This is a genomic window from Brevundimonas sediminis (assembly GCF_048799765.1).
Lineage (GTDB): Bacteria > Pseudomonadota > Alphaproteobacteria > Caulobacterales > Caulobacteraceae > Brevundimonas.
The window spans coordinates 16,374-33,948 of the sequence record NZ_JBLYQK010000026.1 but is presented as its reverse complement, the minus strand read 5'-3'; the positions used below and the strand labels follow the sequence as shown (position 1 = coordinate 33,948).

At 70.4% G+C, this 17,575-nt stretch carries 16 protein-coding genes; 9 read left to right on the top strand and 7 right to left on the bottom strand.

Going from position 1 to position 17,575, the window contains the following annotated elements; all coding sequences use genetic code 11:
• On the top strand, positions 1 to 900 hold a 900-nt coding region (gene ispF, locus ACLQ7T_RS12985), incomplete at its 5' end, for a 2-C-methyl-D-erythritol 2,4-cyclodiphosphate synthase (RefSeq protein ID WP_420479802.1).
• Here the strand turns inward: ispF and ACLQ7T_RS12980 are convergent.
• A complete protein-coding gene (locus ACLQ7T_RS12980) occupies positions 897 to 3,194 on the bottom strand; it encodes a spermidine synthase (protein ID WP_420479801.1) in 2,298 nt (765 codons plus the stop codon). The two genes, ispF and ACLQ7T_RS12980, sit on opposite strands and share 4 nt — an antisense overlap.
• 81 nt (positions 3,195 to 3,275) lie before the next feature.
• On the opposite strand from ACLQ7T_RS12980, the gene ACLQ7T_RS12975 reads away from it, so the two are divergent.
• Both ACLQ7T_RS12975 and ACLQ7T_RS12970 read left to right on the top strand, forming a co-directional pair.
• Positions 3,276 to 3,767 (top strand): CinA family protein, encoded by a 492-nt coding sequence (locus tag ACLQ7T_RS12975; RefSeq protein ID WP_420479800.1) that lies wholly within the window; start codon positions 3,276 to 3,278, stop codon positions 3,765 to 3,767.
• Complete coding sequence (locus tag ACLQ7T_RS12970) at positions 3,764 to 3,997, top strand: sulfurtransferase TusA family protein (RefSeq protein WP_420479799.1); 234 nt, start codon at positions 3,764 to 3,766, stop codon at positions 3,995 to 3,997. Before ACLQ7T_RS12975 ends, ACLQ7T_RS12970 begins: the two co-directional genes overlap by 4 nt.
• On the opposite strand, the gene ACLQ7T_RS12965 is transcribed toward ACLQ7T_RS12970, so the two are convergent.
• Positions 3,960 to 4,880 (bottom strand): YihY/virulence factor BrkB family protein, encoded by a 921-nt coding sequence (locus ACLQ7T_RS12965; RefSeq protein WP_420479803.1) that lies wholly within the window; start codon positions 4,878 to 4,880, stop codon positions 3,960 to 3,962. The two genes, ACLQ7T_RS12970 and ACLQ7T_RS12965, sit on opposite strands and share 38 nt — an antisense overlap.
• Positions 4,881 to 5,106: 226 nt before the next feature.
• Between ACLQ7T_RS12965 and ACLQ7T_RS12960 the strand changes: the two genes are divergently transcribed.
• Genes ACLQ7T_RS12960 through ACLQ7T_RS12945 form a run of 4 tightly spaced genes read left to right on the top strand, consistent with a single transcriptional unit; the run spans position 5,107 to position 8,292 of the window.
• Positions 5,107 to 6,423, top strand: coding sequence for a diguanylate cyclase domain-containing protein (locus tag ACLQ7T_RS12960; RefSeq protein WP_420479798.1), 1,317 nt, complete (start codon positions 5,107 to 5,109; stop codon positions 6,421 to 6,423).
• A 36-nt stretch (positions 6,424 to 6,459) separates the two neighbouring features.
• Positions 6,460 to 7,053, top strand: coding sequence for a helix-turn-helix domain-containing protein (locus tag ACLQ7T_RS12955; protein ID WP_420479797.1), 594 nt, complete (start codon positions 6,460 to 6,462; stop codon positions 7,051 to 7,053).
• 5 nt (positions 7,054 to 7,058) lie between these two features.
• Positions 7,059 to 7,820, top strand: coding sequence for an SRPBCC family protein (locus ACLQ7T_RS12950; RefSeq protein ID WP_420479796.1), 762 nt, complete (start codon positions 7,059 to 7,061; stop codon positions 7,818 to 7,820).
• A gap of 52 nt (positions 7,821 to 7,872) precedes the next feature.
• Complete coding sequence (locus ACLQ7T_RS12945) at positions 7,873 to 8,292, top strand: lysozyme inhibitor LprI family protein (protein ID WP_420479795.1); 420 nt, start codon at positions 7,873 to 7,875, stop codon at positions 8,290 to 8,292.
• Here the strand turns inward: ACLQ7T_RS12945 and mfd are convergent.
• Both mfd and ACLQ7T_RS12935 read right to left on the bottom strand, forming a co-directional pair.
• Positions 8,289 to 11,741 (bottom strand): transcription-repair coupling factor, encoded by a 3,453-nt coding sequence (gene mfd, locus ACLQ7T_RS12940; protein WP_420479794.1) that lies wholly within the window; start codon positions 11,739 to 11,741, stop codon positions 8,289 to 8,291. The two genes, ACLQ7T_RS12945 and mfd, sit on opposite strands and share 4 nt — an antisense overlap.
• Complete coding sequence (locus tag ACLQ7T_RS12935; RefSeq protein WP_420479793.1) at positions 11,741 to 12,058, bottom strand: FAD assembly factor SdhE; 318 nt, start codon at positions 12,056 to 12,058, stop codon at positions 11,741 to 11,743. Before ACLQ7T_RS12935 ends, mfd begins: the two co-directional genes overlap by 1 nt.
• Before the next feature lie 153 nt (positions 12,059 to 12,211).
• Between ACLQ7T_RS12935 and ACLQ7T_RS12930 the strand changes: the two genes are divergently transcribed.
• Positions 12,212 to 13,069: a DUF6065 family protein gene (locus ACLQ7T_RS12930; RefSeq protein WP_420479792.1), complete on the top strand. Its 858-nt coding sequence runs from the start codon at positions 12,212 to 12,214 to the stop codon at positions 13,067 to 13,069.
• Positions 13,070 to 13,108: 39 nt separating this feature from the next.
• A complete protein-coding gene (gene recG / locus ACLQ7T_RS12925; RefSeq protein WP_420479791.1) occupies positions 13,109 to 15,196 on the top strand; it encodes an ATP-dependent DNA helicase RecG in 2,088 nt (695 codons plus the stop codon).
• Here recG and ACLQ7T_RS12920 read toward each other — a convergent pair.
• The 3 genes from ACLQ7T_RS12920 to maiA are packed head-to-tail and all read right to left on the bottom strand — an operon-like array spanning position 15,193 to position 17,571.
• Entirely contained in the window at positions 15,193 to 15,438 is a 246-nt protein-coding gene (locus ACLQ7T_RS12920) for a DUF2798 domain-containing protein (RefSeq protein WP_420479790.1), read from the bottom strand. The two genes, recG and ACLQ7T_RS12920, sit on opposite strands and share 4 nt — an antisense overlap.
• Positions 15,439 to 15,452: 14 nt before the next feature.
• Positions 15,453 to 16,883 (bottom strand): alginate export family protein, encoded by a 1,431-nt coding sequence (locus ACLQ7T_RS12915; protein ID WP_420479789.1) that lies wholly within the window; start codon positions 16,881 to 16,883, stop codon positions 15,453 to 15,455.
• Between the two features lie 58 nt (positions 16,884 to 16,941).
• Positions 16,942 to 17,571, bottom strand: a complete 630-nt coding sequence (gene maiA, locus ACLQ7T_RS12910) for a maleylacetoacetate isomerase (RefSeq protein WP_420479788.1) — start codon at positions 17,569 to 17,571, stop codon at positions 16,942 to 16,944.
• Between the last annotated feature and the right edge of the window lie 4 nt (positions 17,572 to 17,575).

The window sequence follows — 17,575 nt, the reverse complement described above, 5'->3', positions numbered from 1 at the left end:
GTGCAGGCCGGGCTGGCGGCGCTGGGCGGACCAGACGACCGGCCGGTGCTCGTCCACGACGCCGCGCGCCCCTTCCTGTCCGGCGCCGTGATCGCCCGCTGCGTCGACGCGCTGGATCAGGCCGACGGCGCCCTGCCCGCCCTGCCGGTCGCCGACAGCCTGCGCCGCGCCGCGGACGGCGTGGTGGCCGGGTCAGTGGAGCGCGAGGCCCTGTGGCGCGCCCAGACCCCGCAGGCCTTCCGCCTGAAGACCCTGACCGACGCCTACGGCGCCTGGCCGTCGGACGAGGCCGCCACCGATGAGGCGGCCGTGGTCGAGCGCGCGGGCGGCCGCGTGAAGATCGTCGAGGGCGACGCCCGGCTGATGAAACTGACCTATCCCGAGGATTTCGCCATGGCCGAGGCCCTGATCCCCCGCACCGTCCGCATCGGTCAGGGCTATGACGTGCACCGCTGGGGTCCGGGGGAGTCGGTGTGGCTGTGCGGGCTGGAGATCCCGCACGACCAGACCCTGATCGGCCATTCGGACGCCGACGCCGGCCTGCACGCCCTGACCGACGCCATTCTGGGCGCCATCGGCGAGGGCGACATCGGCGATCACTTCCCGCCCACCGACGACAGATGGAAGGGCGCGCCGTCCGACCTGTTCCTGAAGCACGCCGTCGGTCTGGTGACCGCGCGCGGCGGGCGCATCTCGAACGTGGACGTCACCCTGATCTGCGAGCGCCCCAAGGTGAAGCCCCACCGTCAGGCCATGCGCGAGCGTCTGGCCGACATTCTGGACATCCCGCTGGACGCCGTCAGCGTGAAGGCGACGACCAGCGAGGGCCTCGGCTTCACCGGTCGCGGCGAAGGTCTGGCCGCCCAGGCCGTCGCGACCGTCGAGCTGCCCGCCGGCTAGAGCGGGCGTTCGTCGGACGGGAACTGGCTCCGCCACAGGGAGCCGAACAGGTTGACGTAGTCGTCTGTCCACGGCCGGACCGTCGTCTCACCGACCGACCGCCAGCGATTGTCGCGTCGGAAATCCGCGAGGCCCTGTTCGGTCGGCGACAGGATCACCGCCTCGGTCGAGGCCTCTGCCATCGCCGGCATGTCGCCGCTCTCGAAATAGATCTGGTGCAGCAGGGGGACGCCCAGCTCCTGCGCCGCCGCGAGGGTCGGCAGGGTGATGTCCAGGTTGCGGTTGGACAGGTGCAGCAGCACCACCCCGTCCGGCTTGAGCAGGTTCAGATAGCCGCGGATCGCCTCGATGGTCAGCAGGTGGGTCGGCACCGCGTCCGAGGAGAAGGCGTCGATGATCAGCAGGTCGAAGCTGTGCGCCGGCTGCTGGTTCAGGGTCAGTCGGGCGTCACCGAGAACAGTCTTCACCGGGCCCTCGGCGCAGTCGGAGATGTAGCTGAACCAGCGCGGATCACGGGACAGACGATCGACCATCGGGTCGATCTCGAAGAAGGTCAGGGCGTCGGCGGCCCGCTTGTAGCTGGCCATGGCGCCCGACCCCTGCCCCACCACGCCGACGTTCACGGCCGGGGCCCGGCCGCGCACCATCAGGGCGGACTGACCGATGGGGGTGTTGACGTTGTAGTAGAGGGTCGGGGCGCAGCGGTTGTGCCCCTGCTGCGCCTGGGCCCCGTGCAGGGTCGTGCCGTGCATCAGCACATGGACGTCGCCGCCCATGCGGGCGTCGGGCACATTGGCGATGCGCATCACGCCGAAGAAGCTGCGTTCGGAATGGGCCCAGTCGTAGCCGCGCATGATCCACTGGGACGACAGGGAGATCATGATCAGAATGGCGGTGAAGACGACCGCGCGGTCCCGGGCCAGGAAGGCGCAGATGGCGGCCGGCACCAGCATCACCATGGACAGCTGGGACACGCCCAGCGGGAAGAACTGGTAGAACAAGCCCCGGGCCCGGTCGTCGGAGTCGAGCCAGAGCGACAGCAGGACCGGGGACGCCGCCACCGCGGCGGCGGCGACCAGGGTCCCGATGTACTGGCCGTCGATCCGTCCACGCCCCCAGGGACGCAGCAGGCCGACCAGGACGAGGACCAGCGGGTACTCCCAGACCATGTCGAAGATCACCGGCGCCAGCAGGGCGGTGAAGGCCCCGCCGACCACACCGCCCAGCGACATCAGCAGATAGAACTCGGTCAGCCGGTCCGGCGCCGGCCGGCGCGCCGCCAGCAACTGGTGGCACATCAGGGTGGTGAAGAAGAAGGCGATGATGTTGATCGCGAACGCCATGCCCCAGTTGGCGGAGCGGAAGGCCACCAGCAGCACGCAGATGGCTCCGACCGCCGCCTGGATGATCAGGGTGATCGGCAGCGGGATCCACGGCCGGTTCTGGAAGGCGATGACGAAGGTGAACAGGTAAAGCGCCAGCGGGATCACCCAAAGGAAGGGCGCGGAGGCCACGTCGGTCGACAGGTGGGTGGTGACCCCCAGCATCAGGCTGGACGGCGCCGCCGCCAGCAGAACCAGCAGCCCCTTCTGCATCCACGGGATCGGGGCGCTGCGGGCCAGGGGGGCGGGCTCCGCCGTCCGGTCGAGACGACGGCTCCAGACCACGAAGGCCAGGGCCACCACCAGAACGACGAACACGCCGTAGCCGCCGGTCCAGCCCCAGCGCTGGCCCGACAGGGTGGTCAGCGGCTCGATCAGCACCGGGTAGGACAGCAGGGCCAGGAAGCTGCCGAGGTTCGAGGCGGCGTAGAGAACATAGGGGTTCTGTCCATCCGCATGACCCGCGCGGACCCGGGCGTACCAGGCCTGCAGCAGGGGCGCGGTCGCGGACAGGATGGCGAAGGGCGCGCCGACCGACAGGGTCAGGGTCGCCAGCAGCCACCAGATCGGCGCCGAGGGATTCGGATCGCCCAGCCAGCCGTTGATGTGCAGCGGCAGGAACAGGGCCGCTGCCGCCAGCAGGGCCAGATGGACCCCGACCTGCACCTTGATCGAGCGAATCCGCTGGACGCCGTGGGCGTAGCCGTAGCCGGCCAGCAACGCCGCCTGGAAGAAGACCATGGCGGTGTTCCAGACCGACGGCGAGCCGCCCAGCATGGGCAGGACCAGCTTGGTCACCATCGGCTGCACCACGAAGACCAGCGAGGCCGAGGTGAAGATGGCGACCGCGAACAGGATCGGGGTCAGCCGGTCCGCCTGCGGCGTCGCCGCATCGATGGTGGTCTCGCTCATGCCCGCCCCTTATGCTGACGCCCGACGGACGCTTCGGCACCCTAGCCCGACTCGCCGCCCCTTCGGAAAGCCCGGACGCCCATGTTCCCGACCGACATCGAAGCCCTCGCCCGTCGCGTGATCGCCGAGGCCGCCGCCCGCGGCGTCATGATCGCCACCGCCGAAAGCTGCACCGGGGGACTGGTCGCCGGCGTCCTGACGCAGGTGGCGGGGTCATCGGCGGTCGTGGATCGCGGCTTCGTCACCTACAGCAATGAGGCCAAGAGCGACCTCGTGGCCGTACCTTCCGCCCTGATCGCCGCCCACGGCGCGGTGTCGGAGCCCGTGGCGCGGGCCATGGCCGAGGGCGCGGTCGCGCGATCGCGGGCGGCGGTCTCGGTCGCCGTCACCGGCATCGCCGGACCGGGCGGCGGCTCACCCGAAAAGCCGGTCGGACTGGTTCACTTCGCCGCAGCCGGACCGACCGGCGTGGTTCATCTGGAGCGCCGCTTCGGCGACATCGGACGCGAGCAGGTGCGTCTGGAGAGCGTTCGCACGGCGCTCGAACTGCTGCTGGACCGGACCGGCGCATGACCGTCGTCGACGCCCGCGGGCACCGCTGCCCGACGCCCAGTCTCAAGCTTCAGAAGGCGTTTCACGCCGCCGCGCCGGGCGCGCGCCTGACCCTGCTGGCGACCGATCCCATGGCGCGGATCGATGCCCCCTTCCTGATGAGGGATCTAGGGGGCGAGGTGCTGTCGATCACCGAGACCGACGGGGTCCTGACTATCGAGGTCGCGAAGCCCGACGTTCCGACAGACTGACCACCGTCCGGGCCGGATCGTCATCGACACCGGCGTCCGGCGCGGGCGTCTCCATCTCGCGCGCGGCGATCTCCATCTCCGTGGCGAAGGCGCCGCCGTAGAAGATGGCGTTGACGTTCCAGGACAGCCAGATCAGCAGCACCACCACCGCGCCGACCGAGCCGTAGGTCGCGCCCAGCGGAGCGATCTGCTCGACATAGATGGCGCAGAGCCAGGACGAGACGGTCGACATCACCGTCGCCACCAGCCCTCCGACCAGGGCGGGCGCCCAGGCCACGGGCGAGGTGTGGGACATGGCGTAGCGGTAGAGCATGGTCAGGCCGACCGCGAGACCGATCGCCGGCCACAGCCCGTCCAGCGACAGGCCGCTGGCGGCCACCGCGGCCTCGCCGGGACCGGTGTGCTCAAGCAGGCGCGAGGTGACCACCGCGCCGGAGACCACGGTGAACAGGGCGAAGGCGAACAAGGCCACGAAGAAGGCCAGAAGATTGAAGCGGAAGAAGCCGTGCGGCTCGGTCTCGTCGTGAATCAGGTTCAGTCCGGCCAGCAGGGCCTTGAAGCCCCGGTGCGCCGCATAGCCGCCGATGACGAGGGCGAAGAAGCTCTGGGCCGAAACGGTGCCGGCCGAGGCGTTGGCCAGCCGCTCGATCTCCTGCTGGAAGATGGCGCGCGCGGCATGCGGCATGACGTCGGCCAGGGCCGCCGCCTGTTCGCTGACCTGGCCGATGGACAGGACCGCCTTGTAGAAGCCGATCAGGATGGCGATGGCCGGGAAGACCGCGAGCAGGGCGAAGAAGGACACGCCGCCCGTGTAGAGCATGACGTCGCGGCCCCAGCTGCGCGTGAAGGCCCTGACCGCCAGACGTCCCCAGAGCCGGGGCATGGCCCAGCGCACCGCCGCGTCGATATCCGTTTTCGCCTGCAATCCGTTACTCGCCGTCGCCCGGGAAGGCGGATGGTTTACCGCAATTCGGCCTTATTGGAACCGCCCCCGCCGCAGGTCCCTGAAAAACCACAGGTCGGCCCGTTGCTTCGGGGCGGCGGTCCTCGCTATGGTCCGCCCCCATTGAGCGCGCCGCCGGGGCGGGGGCGTCGGGAGAGTCCATCCTTTGATCCTTGATCCGCGCATACTGGTCGTCGCGCCCGATGACGACCTGATCGGTCCGCTGTGTCAGGGACTCGACGCGCTGGGCTGGCGCACGGTGACGGCGCGGTCGCTGGCCGGCGCCGTGCAGGTGCTGATCGACTGGCCGCTGGAGGCCATCGTGCTGGACGCCCGGCTGGAGAGCGCGACGGACGGGGTGCGGGCCCTGCGCCAGACCGTCTCCCCGCGCCGCCTGCCGGTCCTGGCGATCGGCGCCGGCACGCTCGACTGGGAGCCCGGCCTGGCCGACATCGCCATGACCCAGCCGCCGCACGCGGCCCAGGCCGCCCTGCGGCTCGAGAACATGGTGCGCACCGCCATCGCCGAGGAGGAGGTCAGCCTGCGCGAGGCCACCTTCGCGGCGCGGGGCGAGCCCCTGACCGTGCCCGAGGTCGAGACCGCGCCCCTGCGGGTGCTGGCCGCCGGCAAGCCGGACCGGCATTTCCTGGCCCTGTCCAACGCCCTGACCGCGCTGGACTGCGAGGTGGTGGCCGCGCCGACGCCCTACACCGCCTTCGACTATCTGCATGAGCGCCCGTTCGACGCCGCCGTCCTGTGGGGCGCCGAGGACCATGCCCCGGCCCTGTCCATCGCCTCGGGCATGAAGCGGAACACCCGGCTCTATCACGTGCCGGCGATCCTCTATCTGCGGGGTTCCGGCGAGATCAATCTGGCCGAGCTGTTCAACCGCGGCTTCGCCGATGTCGCCGCCGCCGACACGCGCGAGGAGGAGACGGCCGAGCGGGTCGTGGCCCTGGCGCGGGCGCACCGCCGCCATGTGGCCATCCGGCGGGCGCTGGAAAGCGCGCGCGGCTCGGGCCTGACCGATCCGGCCACCGGCCTGTTCACCCCGGAACTGTTCGCCAGCCATCTGCTCCGGGTCACCGAGGGCGCGCGACTGCGCCGTCGTCCCCTGTCGGTCGCCGTCCTGCGCGTGGCCGAGACCGAAGCCGTGGCCGCCGCCCGCGAGGGCGGCTGGCTGGACCGCGCCCTGCCCCAGATCGGGGCCATGGTCTCGCGCCTGATCCGCACCGAGGACACCGCCGCCCGTCTGTCCGCCGACGTCTTCGCCCTGGCCCTGCCGGCGACCCGGGGACCGGCCGCGCGGATCGCCGCCGACCGCATCGCCGCCGTCATCAGCTGCACCGCCTTCGACGCCGGTCCGGACCGCCCGCCCTTCGTGGTCGAATTCGAGGTCGGGGTGGCCGAGGTCATGCCGGGCGAGTCGCCCGCCGTGGTGCTGGAGCGGGCCTCGGCGGACGTCGGCGCCGCCGCCCGCTAATTTGACAATTTTATTTGTCTAATGCAGGGTCAGGCCATGACGGCCCGCCCCTCCGCCCTGCTCGACGACCTGGACACCGCGCATCTGGCGCTGGCGCCGATCCGTCGACGCATCCTCGCGGCCCTGATCGCGCCCGCCTCCGCCGCCGGTCTGGCCGAGCAGCTGGAGATGCCGCGCCAGAAGATCGGCTACCATCTGAAGGCGCTGGAGGACGCGGGGCTGATCCGCCTGGCGGGCGAGCGGAAGAAGCGCGGCTTCACCGAGCGGCTGTTCGTCGCCGCCGAACGCTATGTGCTGGACCCCGCCCTGCTCGCCCCCGCCGATCCTGACGCCGTCGAGGCGCAGGACCGCCACGCCGCCAGCCATCTGATCCACACCGCCTCGGCCATGGTCCGCGACGTGGCCCGCATGCGCGAGGCCGCCGACGCGGAAGGCGCGCGCCTGCTGACCCTGACCGTCGAGGCCGATCTGACGTTCGCCCGGCCGGCCGATTTCGACGCCTTCTCGCGCGACGTCGCCGAGGCCGTGGCCGGGCTGGCCCGCCGCTATTCGGCCCCCGAGGGCCGCCGCTACCGCCTGACCGCCGCGGCCCATCCGGCCGTGGTCAAACCCGCCCCCGCAAGGAACTGAGCGTCATGACCGACCAGCCGATGGAAGACCGCGTTCTCGTCGAGGTGACCGTCCCCGCTCCCGCCGATCAGGTGTGGGCCGCCCTGCGCGACCGCGACCAGCTGATGCAGTGGTTCGGCTGGGACACGGACAGTCTGGGCGCAGAGGTGGACTGGATCTTCTTTGACCACGCCGTGCCAGATGACGCCGCCAAGGTGCTGAATTTCGGCGGCATGCCGGACCGCTACGAGGTCGTGGCGGACGGCGACCGGAGCATCGTCCGCGTCGTGCGCAGCGCCCCGGTCAGCGAGGACGACTGGAACGCCGTCTATGAGGACATGACCGAGGGCTGGATCTCCTTCACCCAGCAACTGGCCTTCCTGCTGGCCCGCCATGTCGGGCAGCCGCGCCGCACCATCTACCTGTCCGGCGAACCGCTGGGCGACCATGCGCTGAACGGTCTGGCGGGCGTCGGCCTGGACGACGTCCCCGCGCAGGGCGAGCCGTGGGCGGGCATTCTCGGGCCGGATGCGCTGAGCGGAGCGGTCTGGCACCTGGGTCGCCATCAGGGCGGGCTGACGGTGAACGAATGGGGCGACGGCCTGCTGATCGCGCACAATCGCGGACCCAACGCCAAATGGACGAGGGGCTGGACCAGCGTCACTCTGACCACCTACGGCCTCGACGACACGGCCTTCAGCGCGCTGGAAACCCGCTGGACCGACTGGTGGACGGCCCACTTCAAGAGCCGCCCGCCGGAGGGGATGGAGGACGGCGGTTGCGGCTGACCCATCGCCGGGTAAGAACGCTTTCGCGCATTCGCCGGTCCGGGGGAAATCCATGAAGATCGCCGTCACACTCCTGCTCGGCGCGGCCATGGCCGGAACACCCGGCGCCGCGTCGGCGCAGGACAGGCCCGCCCCAAGGCCCGCATTCGATGCCTGCATGCAGAGGGCGAGCGGGGTCACCGTTGACGTCCGGGCCTGCATCTCGGCCGAACATTCGCGGCAGGATGCGCTGCTCAACACCCGCTATCGCGAGTTGATGCAGCGACTTCCACCCGAGCGACAGGCTGCACTTCGGGCGGCGCAGCGCGCCTGGATCGCCTTCCGCGAAGCCGACTGCAGCTACAGCGCCTCCCGTGACGCCGGCGGCACGCTTGAAGCCGTCATGATCGACAGCTGCTGGATGGAATTCACCACCCGACGCGCGACCAGCCTCGGCGCCGATCTGGAGTTCGAGCGCAAGTACGGCGGTTAGGCCGCCCCCGCCACCCGCGCCAGATCGGCGGTGATGCGTTCGGCGACCTTGAGGCGGTCCTCCGGCGTGTCCCAGTCGCCCTTTACGACGATCTTCTGATCGGGCCGGATCTTCCAGAAGGCGTGGTTCTTCTGGATCAGGCCGACCAGACCGACCGGATTGGGGAAGCTGTTGTCGCGCAGGGTCAGGACCGCGCCCTTGGGCCCGACGTCGATGCGCTCAATGTGAGCGGTCTTGCAGTTGGCCTTGATGCCGACGATGCGCAGCAGCTGCTTGGCCTCATCGGGCAGCGGACCGAACCGGTCGATCAGTTCGGCGGCCAGAGCCTCGCGGCTCTCGTTGTTCTCGGCGTCCGACAGGCGGCGATAGAGGCTTAGACGAACGTTGAGGTCCGGAACGTAATCCTCTGGAATCAAAACAGCTGCGCCGACGTTGATGGCCGGGGACCAGCCGCGATCGACGAGACCGCCCTCGCCCGCCTGACGCAGCTCTGCGACCGCGTCCTCCAGCATCTGCTGGTACAGCTCGACGCCGACCTCGCGGATGTGGCCCGACTGTTCGTCGCCCAGAAGGTTGCCGCCGCCGCGCTGGTCCAGATCGTGGCTGGCCAGCTGGAAGCCGGCGCCGAGGTTGTCGAGCGACTGCAGCACCTGCAGGCGGCGCTCGGACGACAGGGACAGGGGCCTGGTCGGGTCGGTGGTCAGATAGGCGAAGGCGCGCGCCTTGGCCCGACCGATCCGCCCCCGGATCTGGTGCAGCTGGGCGAGGCCGAACATGTCCGCCCTGTGCACAATCAGGGTGTTGGCCGTCGGAACATCAAGTCCGGACTCAACAATGGTCGTGGACAGCAGCAGGTCGTAGCTGCCGTCGTAGAAGGCGCTCATGACGTCTTCCAGCTGGGTCGGCGTCATCTGGCCGTGACCGACCACGAACCTGATCTCGGGCACCTGCTCGCGCAGGAATTTCTCGATGTCCGGCAGGTCGCTGAGGCGCGGCACGACGTAATAGGCCTGCCCCCCGCGATACTTCTCGCGCAGCAGGGCCTCGCGAACCAGCACCGGATCCCACGGGGTGACGTAGGTGCGGACGGCCAGACGATCCACCGGCGGCGTGGCGATGATCGACATCTCGCGGATGCCCGACAGGGCCATCTGGAGCGTGCGCGGGATCGGGGTCGCGGTCAGGGTCAGGAGGTGCACGTCGGCGCGAAGCGACTTGAGCTTCTCCTTGTGCTTGACCCCGAAATGCTGCTCCTCGTCGACGATGACGAGGCCCAGGTCCTTGAAGCCGACCTGCTGGCTCAGCACGGCGTGGGTGCCGACGACAATCTCGAACGCGCCGTCCTTCAGGCCGGCGCGGGTCTCGGCGGCGTCCTTGGCGGTGACCATGCGCGAGAGGTGGCGCACGGTGATCGGCCAGCCGGCGAAGCGTTCCGAGAAGGTCTTGAAATGCTGGCGCGCCAGCAGGGTCGTCGGGCAGACCACGGCCACCTGCTGACCGCTCATGGCGACCACGAAGGCGGCGCGCAGGGCCACCTCGGTCTTGCCGAAGCCGACGTCGCCGCAGACCAGACGGTCCATCGGCGTACCCTTGCCCAGGTCCTCCAGCACATCGCCGATGGCGTTGAGCTGGTCGTCCGTCTCCTCATAGGGGAAGCGGGCGCAGAACTCGTCGAACAGGCCCTGCGGCGGGGTGATGGCGTCCGAGGTCCGCAGCGAACGCTTGGCGGCCAGGGCGATCAGCCCCTCGGCCATGTCGCGCAGACGCTGTTTGGCCTTGGCCTTGCGGGCCTGCCAGCCCGCGCCGCCCAGACGATCAAGCTCGACCCCGTCCGCATCGGACCCGTAGCGCGTCAGGAGGTCGATGTTCTCGACCGGCAGGTAGAGCTTGCTCTCGCCCGCGTACATCAGCTCCAGACAGTCGTGCGGCGCGTCCTGGATCTCGAGCGTCTTCAGCCCGTCGTAGCGGCCGATGCCGTGATCCAGGTGGACGACCAGATCGCCCGCCGTCAGGGCCGAGGCCTCGGCCAGGAAGTTCGACGCCCGGCGCTTCTTGCGCGGCCGCGCCAGGCGGTCGCCGAGGATGTCGGTCTCCGAGATGACGGCCAGGCTGGCGGTCTCGAAGCCATGCTCGACCGGCAGGACGCCGCGCAGGAACAGGCCCTCCGGCGCCGTCTGCACATCGCCCCAGTCGCGCACGGCGACCACCGGCTCCAGCCCGTGATCGGACAGCATGGCGGCCAGACGCTCGGACGACCCCTCGGTCCACGAGGCGAACAGCACCCGCTTGCCGGCCGTCTTCAGGCTCTGGGCGTGCCTGGCGACAGCCTCGAACAGATTGACGCTGTCCTGCGACCGCTCGGCGGTGAAGGCGCGGCCCAGACGGCCGCCGGCGTCCTCGCCGCCCCCGGCAAAGGGCGAGAGACGGCGCACCGCGCGGCCCGCGAGGGCGCTGTTCCAGTCGCCTTCCGTCAAATAGAGCTTCTCGGGCGGCAGGGCGCGGTTGGCCGCGCCGGTCTGGCTGCGGGACGCGTCGCGCCGCGCCTCGAAGGCGTCCGCGGTCAGGGTCCAGCGTTCGGCCCGCGCGGCTTCGGCCTGGTTGTCCAGAAAGACCGGGGCCGTGTCCGGCAGATAGTCGAACAGGGTCTCGAGCCGCTCGTAGAGCAGCGGCAGCCAGTGCTCCATGCCCTGACGACGCGCGCCCTCGCTGACAGCGGCGTACAGGGGATCGTCCCCCCCCGCGCCGAAGAGGTTCAGATAGCCGGTACGGAACCGGGAGATGCCTTCCGGCGTCAGCAGGGCTTCGGACACCGGGGCCAGGGCGATGGAGCGCATCTGGCCGGTCGAACGCTGGGTCGCGGGATCGAAGGTTCGGATCGTCTCCAGCTCGGAGCCGAACATGTCCAGGCGCACCGGCTCCTCGAATCCCGGCGGGAAGACGTCGATGACCCCGCCGCGCACGGCGAACTCGCCGCGCTCGGACACGGTCGAGGCGCGGACATAGCCGTTGGCCGCGAAATAGCGCTCCAGCGCCGCCGTATCGAGATCGAGGCCGACCGTGGTCTCGAAGCTCGCGGCGGTGGTGACCTCGCGCGGGGGCGTGCGCTGGGCGGCGGCGGCGACCGTGGTCACGACCAGCATCGGACGCGCTTCGCCGGGCGCGCGCCCGGCCAGTTTCGTCAGCGCCGCCATCCGCTCGGCCGACACCGAGGCCGTCGGGCTCAGGCGGTCGTACGGCAGGCAATCCCAGGCCGGAAACTCAAGAACTTCAATATCCCCGGCGAAGAACCGGAACGCTTGGGCGAACTCCCCCATGCGGGCGTAGTCGCGCGCCACAAAGACCCCGACGCCCCCGGTCGCGCGCAGGCGTTCGGCGACAGTCAGGGCGTCCAGCCCTTCCGGGGCGCCGCCCAGTTCCAGGTCGGCGCGGCTGGGATTGATCGCGTCCATCAGCCGGCGCCCTTCGCCACCTCGGCGGCGACATGCTCGGCCATGAAGGCGCGGATCTTCGTCATCAGGCTGCCGTCATATTTCCCGGGCGTCGGCGTGGTCTGGATGATCCAGGCGTAGAGGACGTGGTCGTCGTCCTCCATGAGCAGGTCCTCGAACAGGTCCAGTTCAGCGGCGTCCAGCGACGGTCCCATCTGATCGGCGAATGGCCCCAGCACCAGATCGGCTTCGCGGAAGCCCCGCCGCCAGGCGCGGAAGGCGATGCGGCCCAGCCGCTGTTCCCGGGTTTCGTTCAGACGCGCGTTCGTATCGGCCACAAGAATCCTTGCCCGGTCAGTCCGGATGAAGTCGAGGCGGGAGATAGGCCCTCGCCCGCGAATTTGCCAGCCGGACGAGCCCCTCCGCCTGCCGTCATAAAAGCGTGCGGGCCGGGTCCTAAGCCGAAGGGCGTCGGCATTCGGGGATCGAAGATGGCGAAAAGACTGAAGGGATCGGCGCCGGCGCGGCCGCGCGGCGCCGCGGCGCGCACCGCCGAGACGGAGCTCCTGTGTTATGTGCGCGAAGGCTGGACGCCCCGGCTGGCGCCCGCCTCGGCGCGACGGCAGTGGATGACCGACACGCCCGAGAGCTTCGCCTACCGCTGCCTGCCGCTGGCCATCGCCAACGCCCACGGATGGGATGTGCTGAGTCCCTGCGGCTTCTCCGCCCGTTGGTCCGGCGGCCAGAACACCGGCGCGATCGAGATCAAACTGGATCCGGGCACGGACCCGAAGAAGGCGCCGGTGTCCGAGTTCGGCAACGGCATCCTGACCTTCCACGTCGACGGGATCATGCGCACCTCGGAGGGCTGGAACCTGTGGGTCGGCGGCCCGCCCAACGCCTTCAAGGACGGCATCGCGCCGCTCAGCGGGATCATCGAGACCGACTGGTCGCCCTACACCTTCACCATGAACTGGCGCTTCACCCGCCCCGATGTGTGGGTGCGGTTCGAGGAGAACGAGCCGTTCTGCTTCTTCTTCCCCACACCACGGGGCGCGGTGGCGGGGCTGAAGCCGGAGCTGCGTCCGATGGAGGACGAGCCGGAACTGCTCCGGACCTATGACGCCTGGAGCGCCTCGCGGGCCGAGTTCCAGGAGTGGGCGCGCCGGACCAAGCCCTCGGCGCCGGCCGATCAGTGGCAGAAGCTCTACTATCGCGGCCTGCACCCGCAGGGGCACGCCGGGCCGGATGACCACGAGACCAAGCTACGCCTGTCCGAGTTCCGCCAGACCGGCTCGCGCCGGGTCTGCCCGGTCGACCACGCCAAACTTGGCAAGCGTGAGGGTTAGGGACGACGGGCGGTCAAGCCCGCTATAACCTCGGCCCAGATGCGGCCCCAGATTCTCTTCCCGCTGTTCGCCGAGGTCTCCACCCTGAAGGGCGTGGGGCCCAAGGTGTTGCCGCTCGTGCAGAAGGTCGCGGGCCCGCTGGTGCGGGATGTCCTGTTCCTGCCGCCCTCCGGCGTGGTGGTCCGTCGTCCGATGACGGCGACGACGGCGGTCGAGGGACAGGTCGGCCTGTTCGAGGTGACGATCGACCGGCTGATCCTGCCCGGAAAGCCCGGCGTGCCGATCAAGGTGCGGGCGATCGACCAGACCGGCTTCGTCCACCTGATCTGGTTCGGCGGTTCGGGCCAGCACATCGATCGCCTGCTGCCGCGCGGCGAGACCCGGCTGGTCTCCGGCAAGGTCGAGCGGTTCAACAACGAGGTCCAGATCGTCCACCCGGACGTGTTCAGGCCGGCCGAGGCCGACGACATCGCCATGACCGAACCGGTCTATCCGGCGACGCAGGGGCTGGCGTCGCGCAACATCCGCAAGCTGGCGCAGCAGGCGGTGGCCCTGGCCCCGGATCTGCCGGAATGGCAGGACCCCGCCTGGCTGTCGAAGCAGAAGTGGACCGGCTGGCGCGAGGCCATCGCCGCCCTGCACGCCCCGACCGGCGAGCGCGATCTGGAGCCGGACGCCCCGGCGCGCGAGCGGCTGGCCTATGACGAGTTGTTCGCCCACCAGCTGGCGCTGGCCCGGCGGCGGCGGGCGCGGCAGATCACGCCCGCCCCGGTGATCCGCCCCGGCGAGGCGTCGGCGCGACTGCTGACCACCCTGCCCTTCACCCTGACCGGTGTGCAGGCCAGGGCCGTCGAGGAGATCCGCCACGACCTCGCCTCCGGCGAACAGATGGGCCGGCTGCTGCAGGGCGACGTGGGCTCGGGCAAGACGGCGGTGGCGGCGCTGGCCCTGGCCGACGCGGCGGCCTCGGGCTTCCAGGCGGCGTTGATGGCCCCGACCGAAATCCTCGCCCGCCAGCACTGGCAACGGCTGGCGCCGATGCTGGAGGCGGCGGGCGTGCCCACCGTCCTGCTGACCGGGCGCGACACACCGGCCGAGCGACGGCCGAAGCTGGCCGCCCTGGCCTCCGGCGAGGCGAGCGTCGCCATTGGCACCCACGCCCTGTTCCAGGACGCGGTCCGTTTCCACCAGCTGGCGCTCGCGGTGATCGATGAACAGCACCGGTTCGGCGTCAACGAGCGCGCCCGGCTGCAGGCCAAGGGCGACCCGCGCAGCGGCGGCGTTCACCTGCTGACCATGTCGGCCACCCCGATCCCGCGCACGCTGGAGCTGACCCAGTACGGCGAGCTGGACGTCTCCCGCCTGACCGAAAAGCCGCCCGGGCGCACCCCGGTGACGACGGCCGTCCTGCCCCTGGCCCGGATCGGCGAGGTGGCAAAGCGGTTGAAGGCGGCGCTGGACGGCGGGGCCCAGGCCTACTGGATCTGCCCGCTGGTGGCCGAGAGCGAGGCCAGCGATCTGGCGGCGGCGGAAGCGCGGGCGGCGGACCTGCGCCGTATCCTGCAGGTCGAGGTGGGGCTGGCGCACGGCCAGATGCCGGGGCCGGAGCGGGAGGCGGTAATGGCCGACTTCGCCGACGGCCGCACGCCCCTGCTGGTCGCCACCACGGTGGTCGAGGTGGGGGTCGATGTGCCCAACGCCTCCATCATGGTCATCGAGCATGCCGACCGCTTCGGCCTGGCCCAGTTGCATCAGCTGCGCGGCCGGGTCGGACGGGGCAGCGCCGCCTCGACCTGCCTGCTGCTCTACGGCGGCGGCGATGACGGTCTGGGGGAAACGGCGAAGACCCGGCTGGAGACCCTGCGGCGCACCGAGGACGGGTTCGAGATCGCCGAGGAGGATTTCAGGCTCCGTGGCGGCGGCGATCCGCTGGGGCTGAAACAGAGCGGCTTCCCGGCCTATCGCTTCGCCGACCCCGTCCGGCATCGCGGCCTGATGCTGGCGGCGGCCGATGATGCGCGACTGGTGCTGGGGCGCGATCCGGACCTGCTGTCGCCGCGCGGCGAGGCGGTAAAGGTGCTGGAGGCCCTGTTCGACTGGCGCAACGACCGCGCCGCCCTGGACTAGTCCCGCGCCCGACAGAGACGCGCGGTGAGGCTCCGGACCAGCGGCAGGACCAGCAGCACGGTCGGAAAGGCGATCAGCCATGACAGTCCCCAGGCGGACAGCCAGACGTCGACAAAACGTCCGCCCGGCCCCACCCCGCGGAGGGTGGAGACCGCCGACACCACCATCGTCATGACGATGGACAGCAGCAGGGCCGTCACAAGGGGCGCGAAACGGGCCGGCAAACGGGGAGGAGTGCTCACCGGCCCGCCCGCCGTCAGAACTTCAGTCCGACGATCAGACCGGCGTAGGACTGATCCTTCGCGCCGCTCTCTTCCAGGAAGTCGCCTGCCCGGGTGTAGTTGACCACGCCGCTGATGGTCATGAAGGGGTTCACCGCATAGGTGGTGAAGGCCGCGTAGCGCCAGCCGACGTAGGCGGAGTCGCCTTCGGTCCCGGATCTCAGGAGCTGGCCCGACAGCAGGTAGACGCCGTCCTCCTTGCTCTGCCGCCACAGGCCGGCGGTCAGCAGGCCCACGGTCGTTTTCGGCAGGGGCTGGAAGGTGACCTGCGGCTGGATGGTGACCAGGTTGGACACGCCCAGATCGGTGCGCAGCGAGATCGGCGGCACATAGAGCTGGTTGTAGGTATTCAGCGTCCCGTCCGACCGGTCGTCATCACCCGACGCCGCGTCGAAGCGGACCGCCACGCGCGGCCGCCAGGCATGGTCGAACGTCCGGCCGACCGTGGCGGAGACATACCAGGCCTCGATGTCCAGACCGCGGAAGTCGCCGGTCTGGAGGACGCCCTCGACGTCGTAGTCCCAGGGCGCCAGCCGACCGTTCAGACGGGCGGACAGGGTGTCCCGGTCATCGCGACCGGCCAGGCCGGTGTCGAAGGCGACGCCGATCCGGTCGGTGTTGGCGTAGAGGAACTCCAGCCGCGGGGCCGTCGCTCCGGAACCGAGGGTGCGGGCGGCCGTGGCGCCGTACAGGCGGTAGTCGTAGTTGGTGGCGTCGTCGAACGAGGCCTTGCTCTCACGCAGGGCGTAGCCGCCGAACACGCCGCCGGACCAGCCGTTCGGATTGTCGTAGATCACCCGGGCCATATCGAACGCGGTGCGCGAGTTGGCGCCTTCGCGGGGTTCGAAGATCCGGGAGGCGCCGACCGCGAACTCCTGCCGCCCGACGCGAACGCGAACAGCGCCGTCGCCCACCGCGTGGCGGGTCTCCAGGAAGGCCTGGTGCACGTCCGCCCGGCTCTCCTCGGTGAACGGTTCACCGCTGTCGAGGCCATGGCTGCGGGCGTCCTGGATATCGACGAAGGCGCGCAGGTTCGGGGTCAGACGCCAGTCCGCCCAGACACGCAGGCGCTGTTGCAGATCGCCGTCGTCGTCCTGAAGCCCCCGGCCGAACCGTTCGTGACCGCGATATTCGGCGCGCCAGCGGGCCTCGCCGCCGAGGCTGAGCCAGGTCGACCCCACCGGGATCGCCTTCAGGTTCGACCAGGTCGAGGTCCGGTTGGCCGGGTCGCGCCAGGCGCTCCAGTCGTCATCATGGTTGATCTGGCGGAAGACCGGCGTCGGCCGGGCGGCGGGGGCCGGAGCGGCCTGCACAGCGGCCGGAGCCGTCACGATGGGTTCGTCGGCGGCCGCCTCGGGCGAGGCGGCAAGGATCAGGGCGGCGGCGGCCGCGGAGTTGAACAGCATAGGTTTCCCCTCTGGAGCAGGCCCGGTTGGCTCCGGGCTCAGGCATTTGGTTGATGGGTTATTCGGCGTCGGGCTGGGCGCCCGGCGCAGCGGATCTGAAGGCGTCGAGCGCGAGGCAGGCGGCCTCGATCTCGAGCAGGCGGGGCCAGCGGAGCGCGACGTTGAACCGTCGCGCGTTGCCCAGTTGGGGCACGATGCAGAGATCGGCGAGGGTCGGGGTCTCGCCGAAGGCGAAGGGACCGGCGGTGTCGGCCAGCAGCCGGTCGACAGCGTCCAGCCCTGTCTCGATCACCTCGGCGGCCCAGCCCTGCACGGCCGCCTCGGCCAGTCCCAGATCGCGAAGGTTCTGGAGGACCTTCAGGTTCTGGACCGGGTGGATGTCACAGGCGATCACCTGGGCCACCGCCCTGACGCGAGCGCGGTCGAGCGCATCAGCGGGCAGAAGCGCCGGCCCCGGATACTGCTCGTCCAGATACTCGCAGATGGCCAGCGACTGGGTCAGGACCGCGCCGTCGTCGGTGATCAGGGCCGGAACCAGCCCCTGGGGGTTGAGCGCCAGATAGTCCGGCGCCCGTTGCTCGCCCTTGCGCAGGTGGTGGAAGACCTGCTCCGCGACGAGCCCCTTGAGGTTGAGGGCGATCCGCACGCGCCACGACGCAGTGGAACGGAAGTAGCCGTGCAGGATCATGACG

Excerpts from the sequence above, each read along its gene's own strand:
- ACLQ7T_RS12945 (WP_420479795.1), top strand. The coding sequence starts at position 7,873 with ATGAAGATCGCCGTCACACTCCTGCTCGGCGCGGCCATGGCCGGAACA.
- recG (WP_420479791.1), top strand. The coding sequence starts at position 13,109 with ATGCGGCCCCAGATTCTCTTCCCGCTGTTCGCCGAGGTCTCCACCCTG.
- ACLQ7T_RS12980 (WP_420479801.1), bottom strand. The coding sequence starts at position 3,194 with ATGAGCGAGACCACCATCGATGCGGCGACGCCGCAGGCGGACCGGCTG.
- mfd (WP_420479794.1), bottom strand. The coding sequence starts at position 11,741 with ATGGACGCGATCAATCCCAGCCGCGCCGACCTGGAACTGGGCGGCGCC.
- maiA (WP_420479788.1), bottom strand. The coding sequence starts at position 17,571 with ATGATCCTGCACGGCTACTTCCGTTCCACTGCGTCGTGGCGCGTGCGG.
- ACLQ7T_RS12950 (WP_420479796.1), top strand. The coding sequence starts at position 7,059 with ATGACCGACCAGCCGATGGAAGACCGCGTTCTCGTCGAGGTGACCGTC.
- ACLQ7T_RS12975 (WP_420479800.1), top strand. The coding sequence starts at position 3,276 with ATGTTCCCGACCGACATCGAAGCCCTCGCCCGTCGCGTGATCGCCGAG.
- ACLQ7T_RS12970 (WP_420479799.1), top strand. The coding sequence starts at position 3,764 with ATGACCGTCGTCGACGCCCGCGGGCACCGCTGCCCGACGCCCAGTCTC.
- ACLQ7T_RS12915 (WP_420479789.1), bottom strand. The coding sequence starts at position 16,883 with ATGCTGTTCAACTCCGCGGCCGCCGCCGCCCTGATCCTTGCCGCCTCG.
- ACLQ7T_RS12930 (WP_420479792.1), top strand. The coding sequence starts at position 12,212 with ATGGCGAAAAGACTGAAGGGATCGGCGCCGGCGCGGCCGCGCGGCGCC.
- ACLQ7T_RS12965 (WP_420479803.1), bottom strand. The coding sequence starts at position 4,880 with ATGCCCCGGCTCTGGGGACGTCTGGCGGTCAGGGCCTTCACGCGCAGC.
- ACLQ7T_RS12955 (WP_420479797.1), top strand. The coding sequence starts at position 6,460 with ATGACGGCCCGCCCCTCCGCCCTGCTCGACGACCTGGACACCGCGCAT.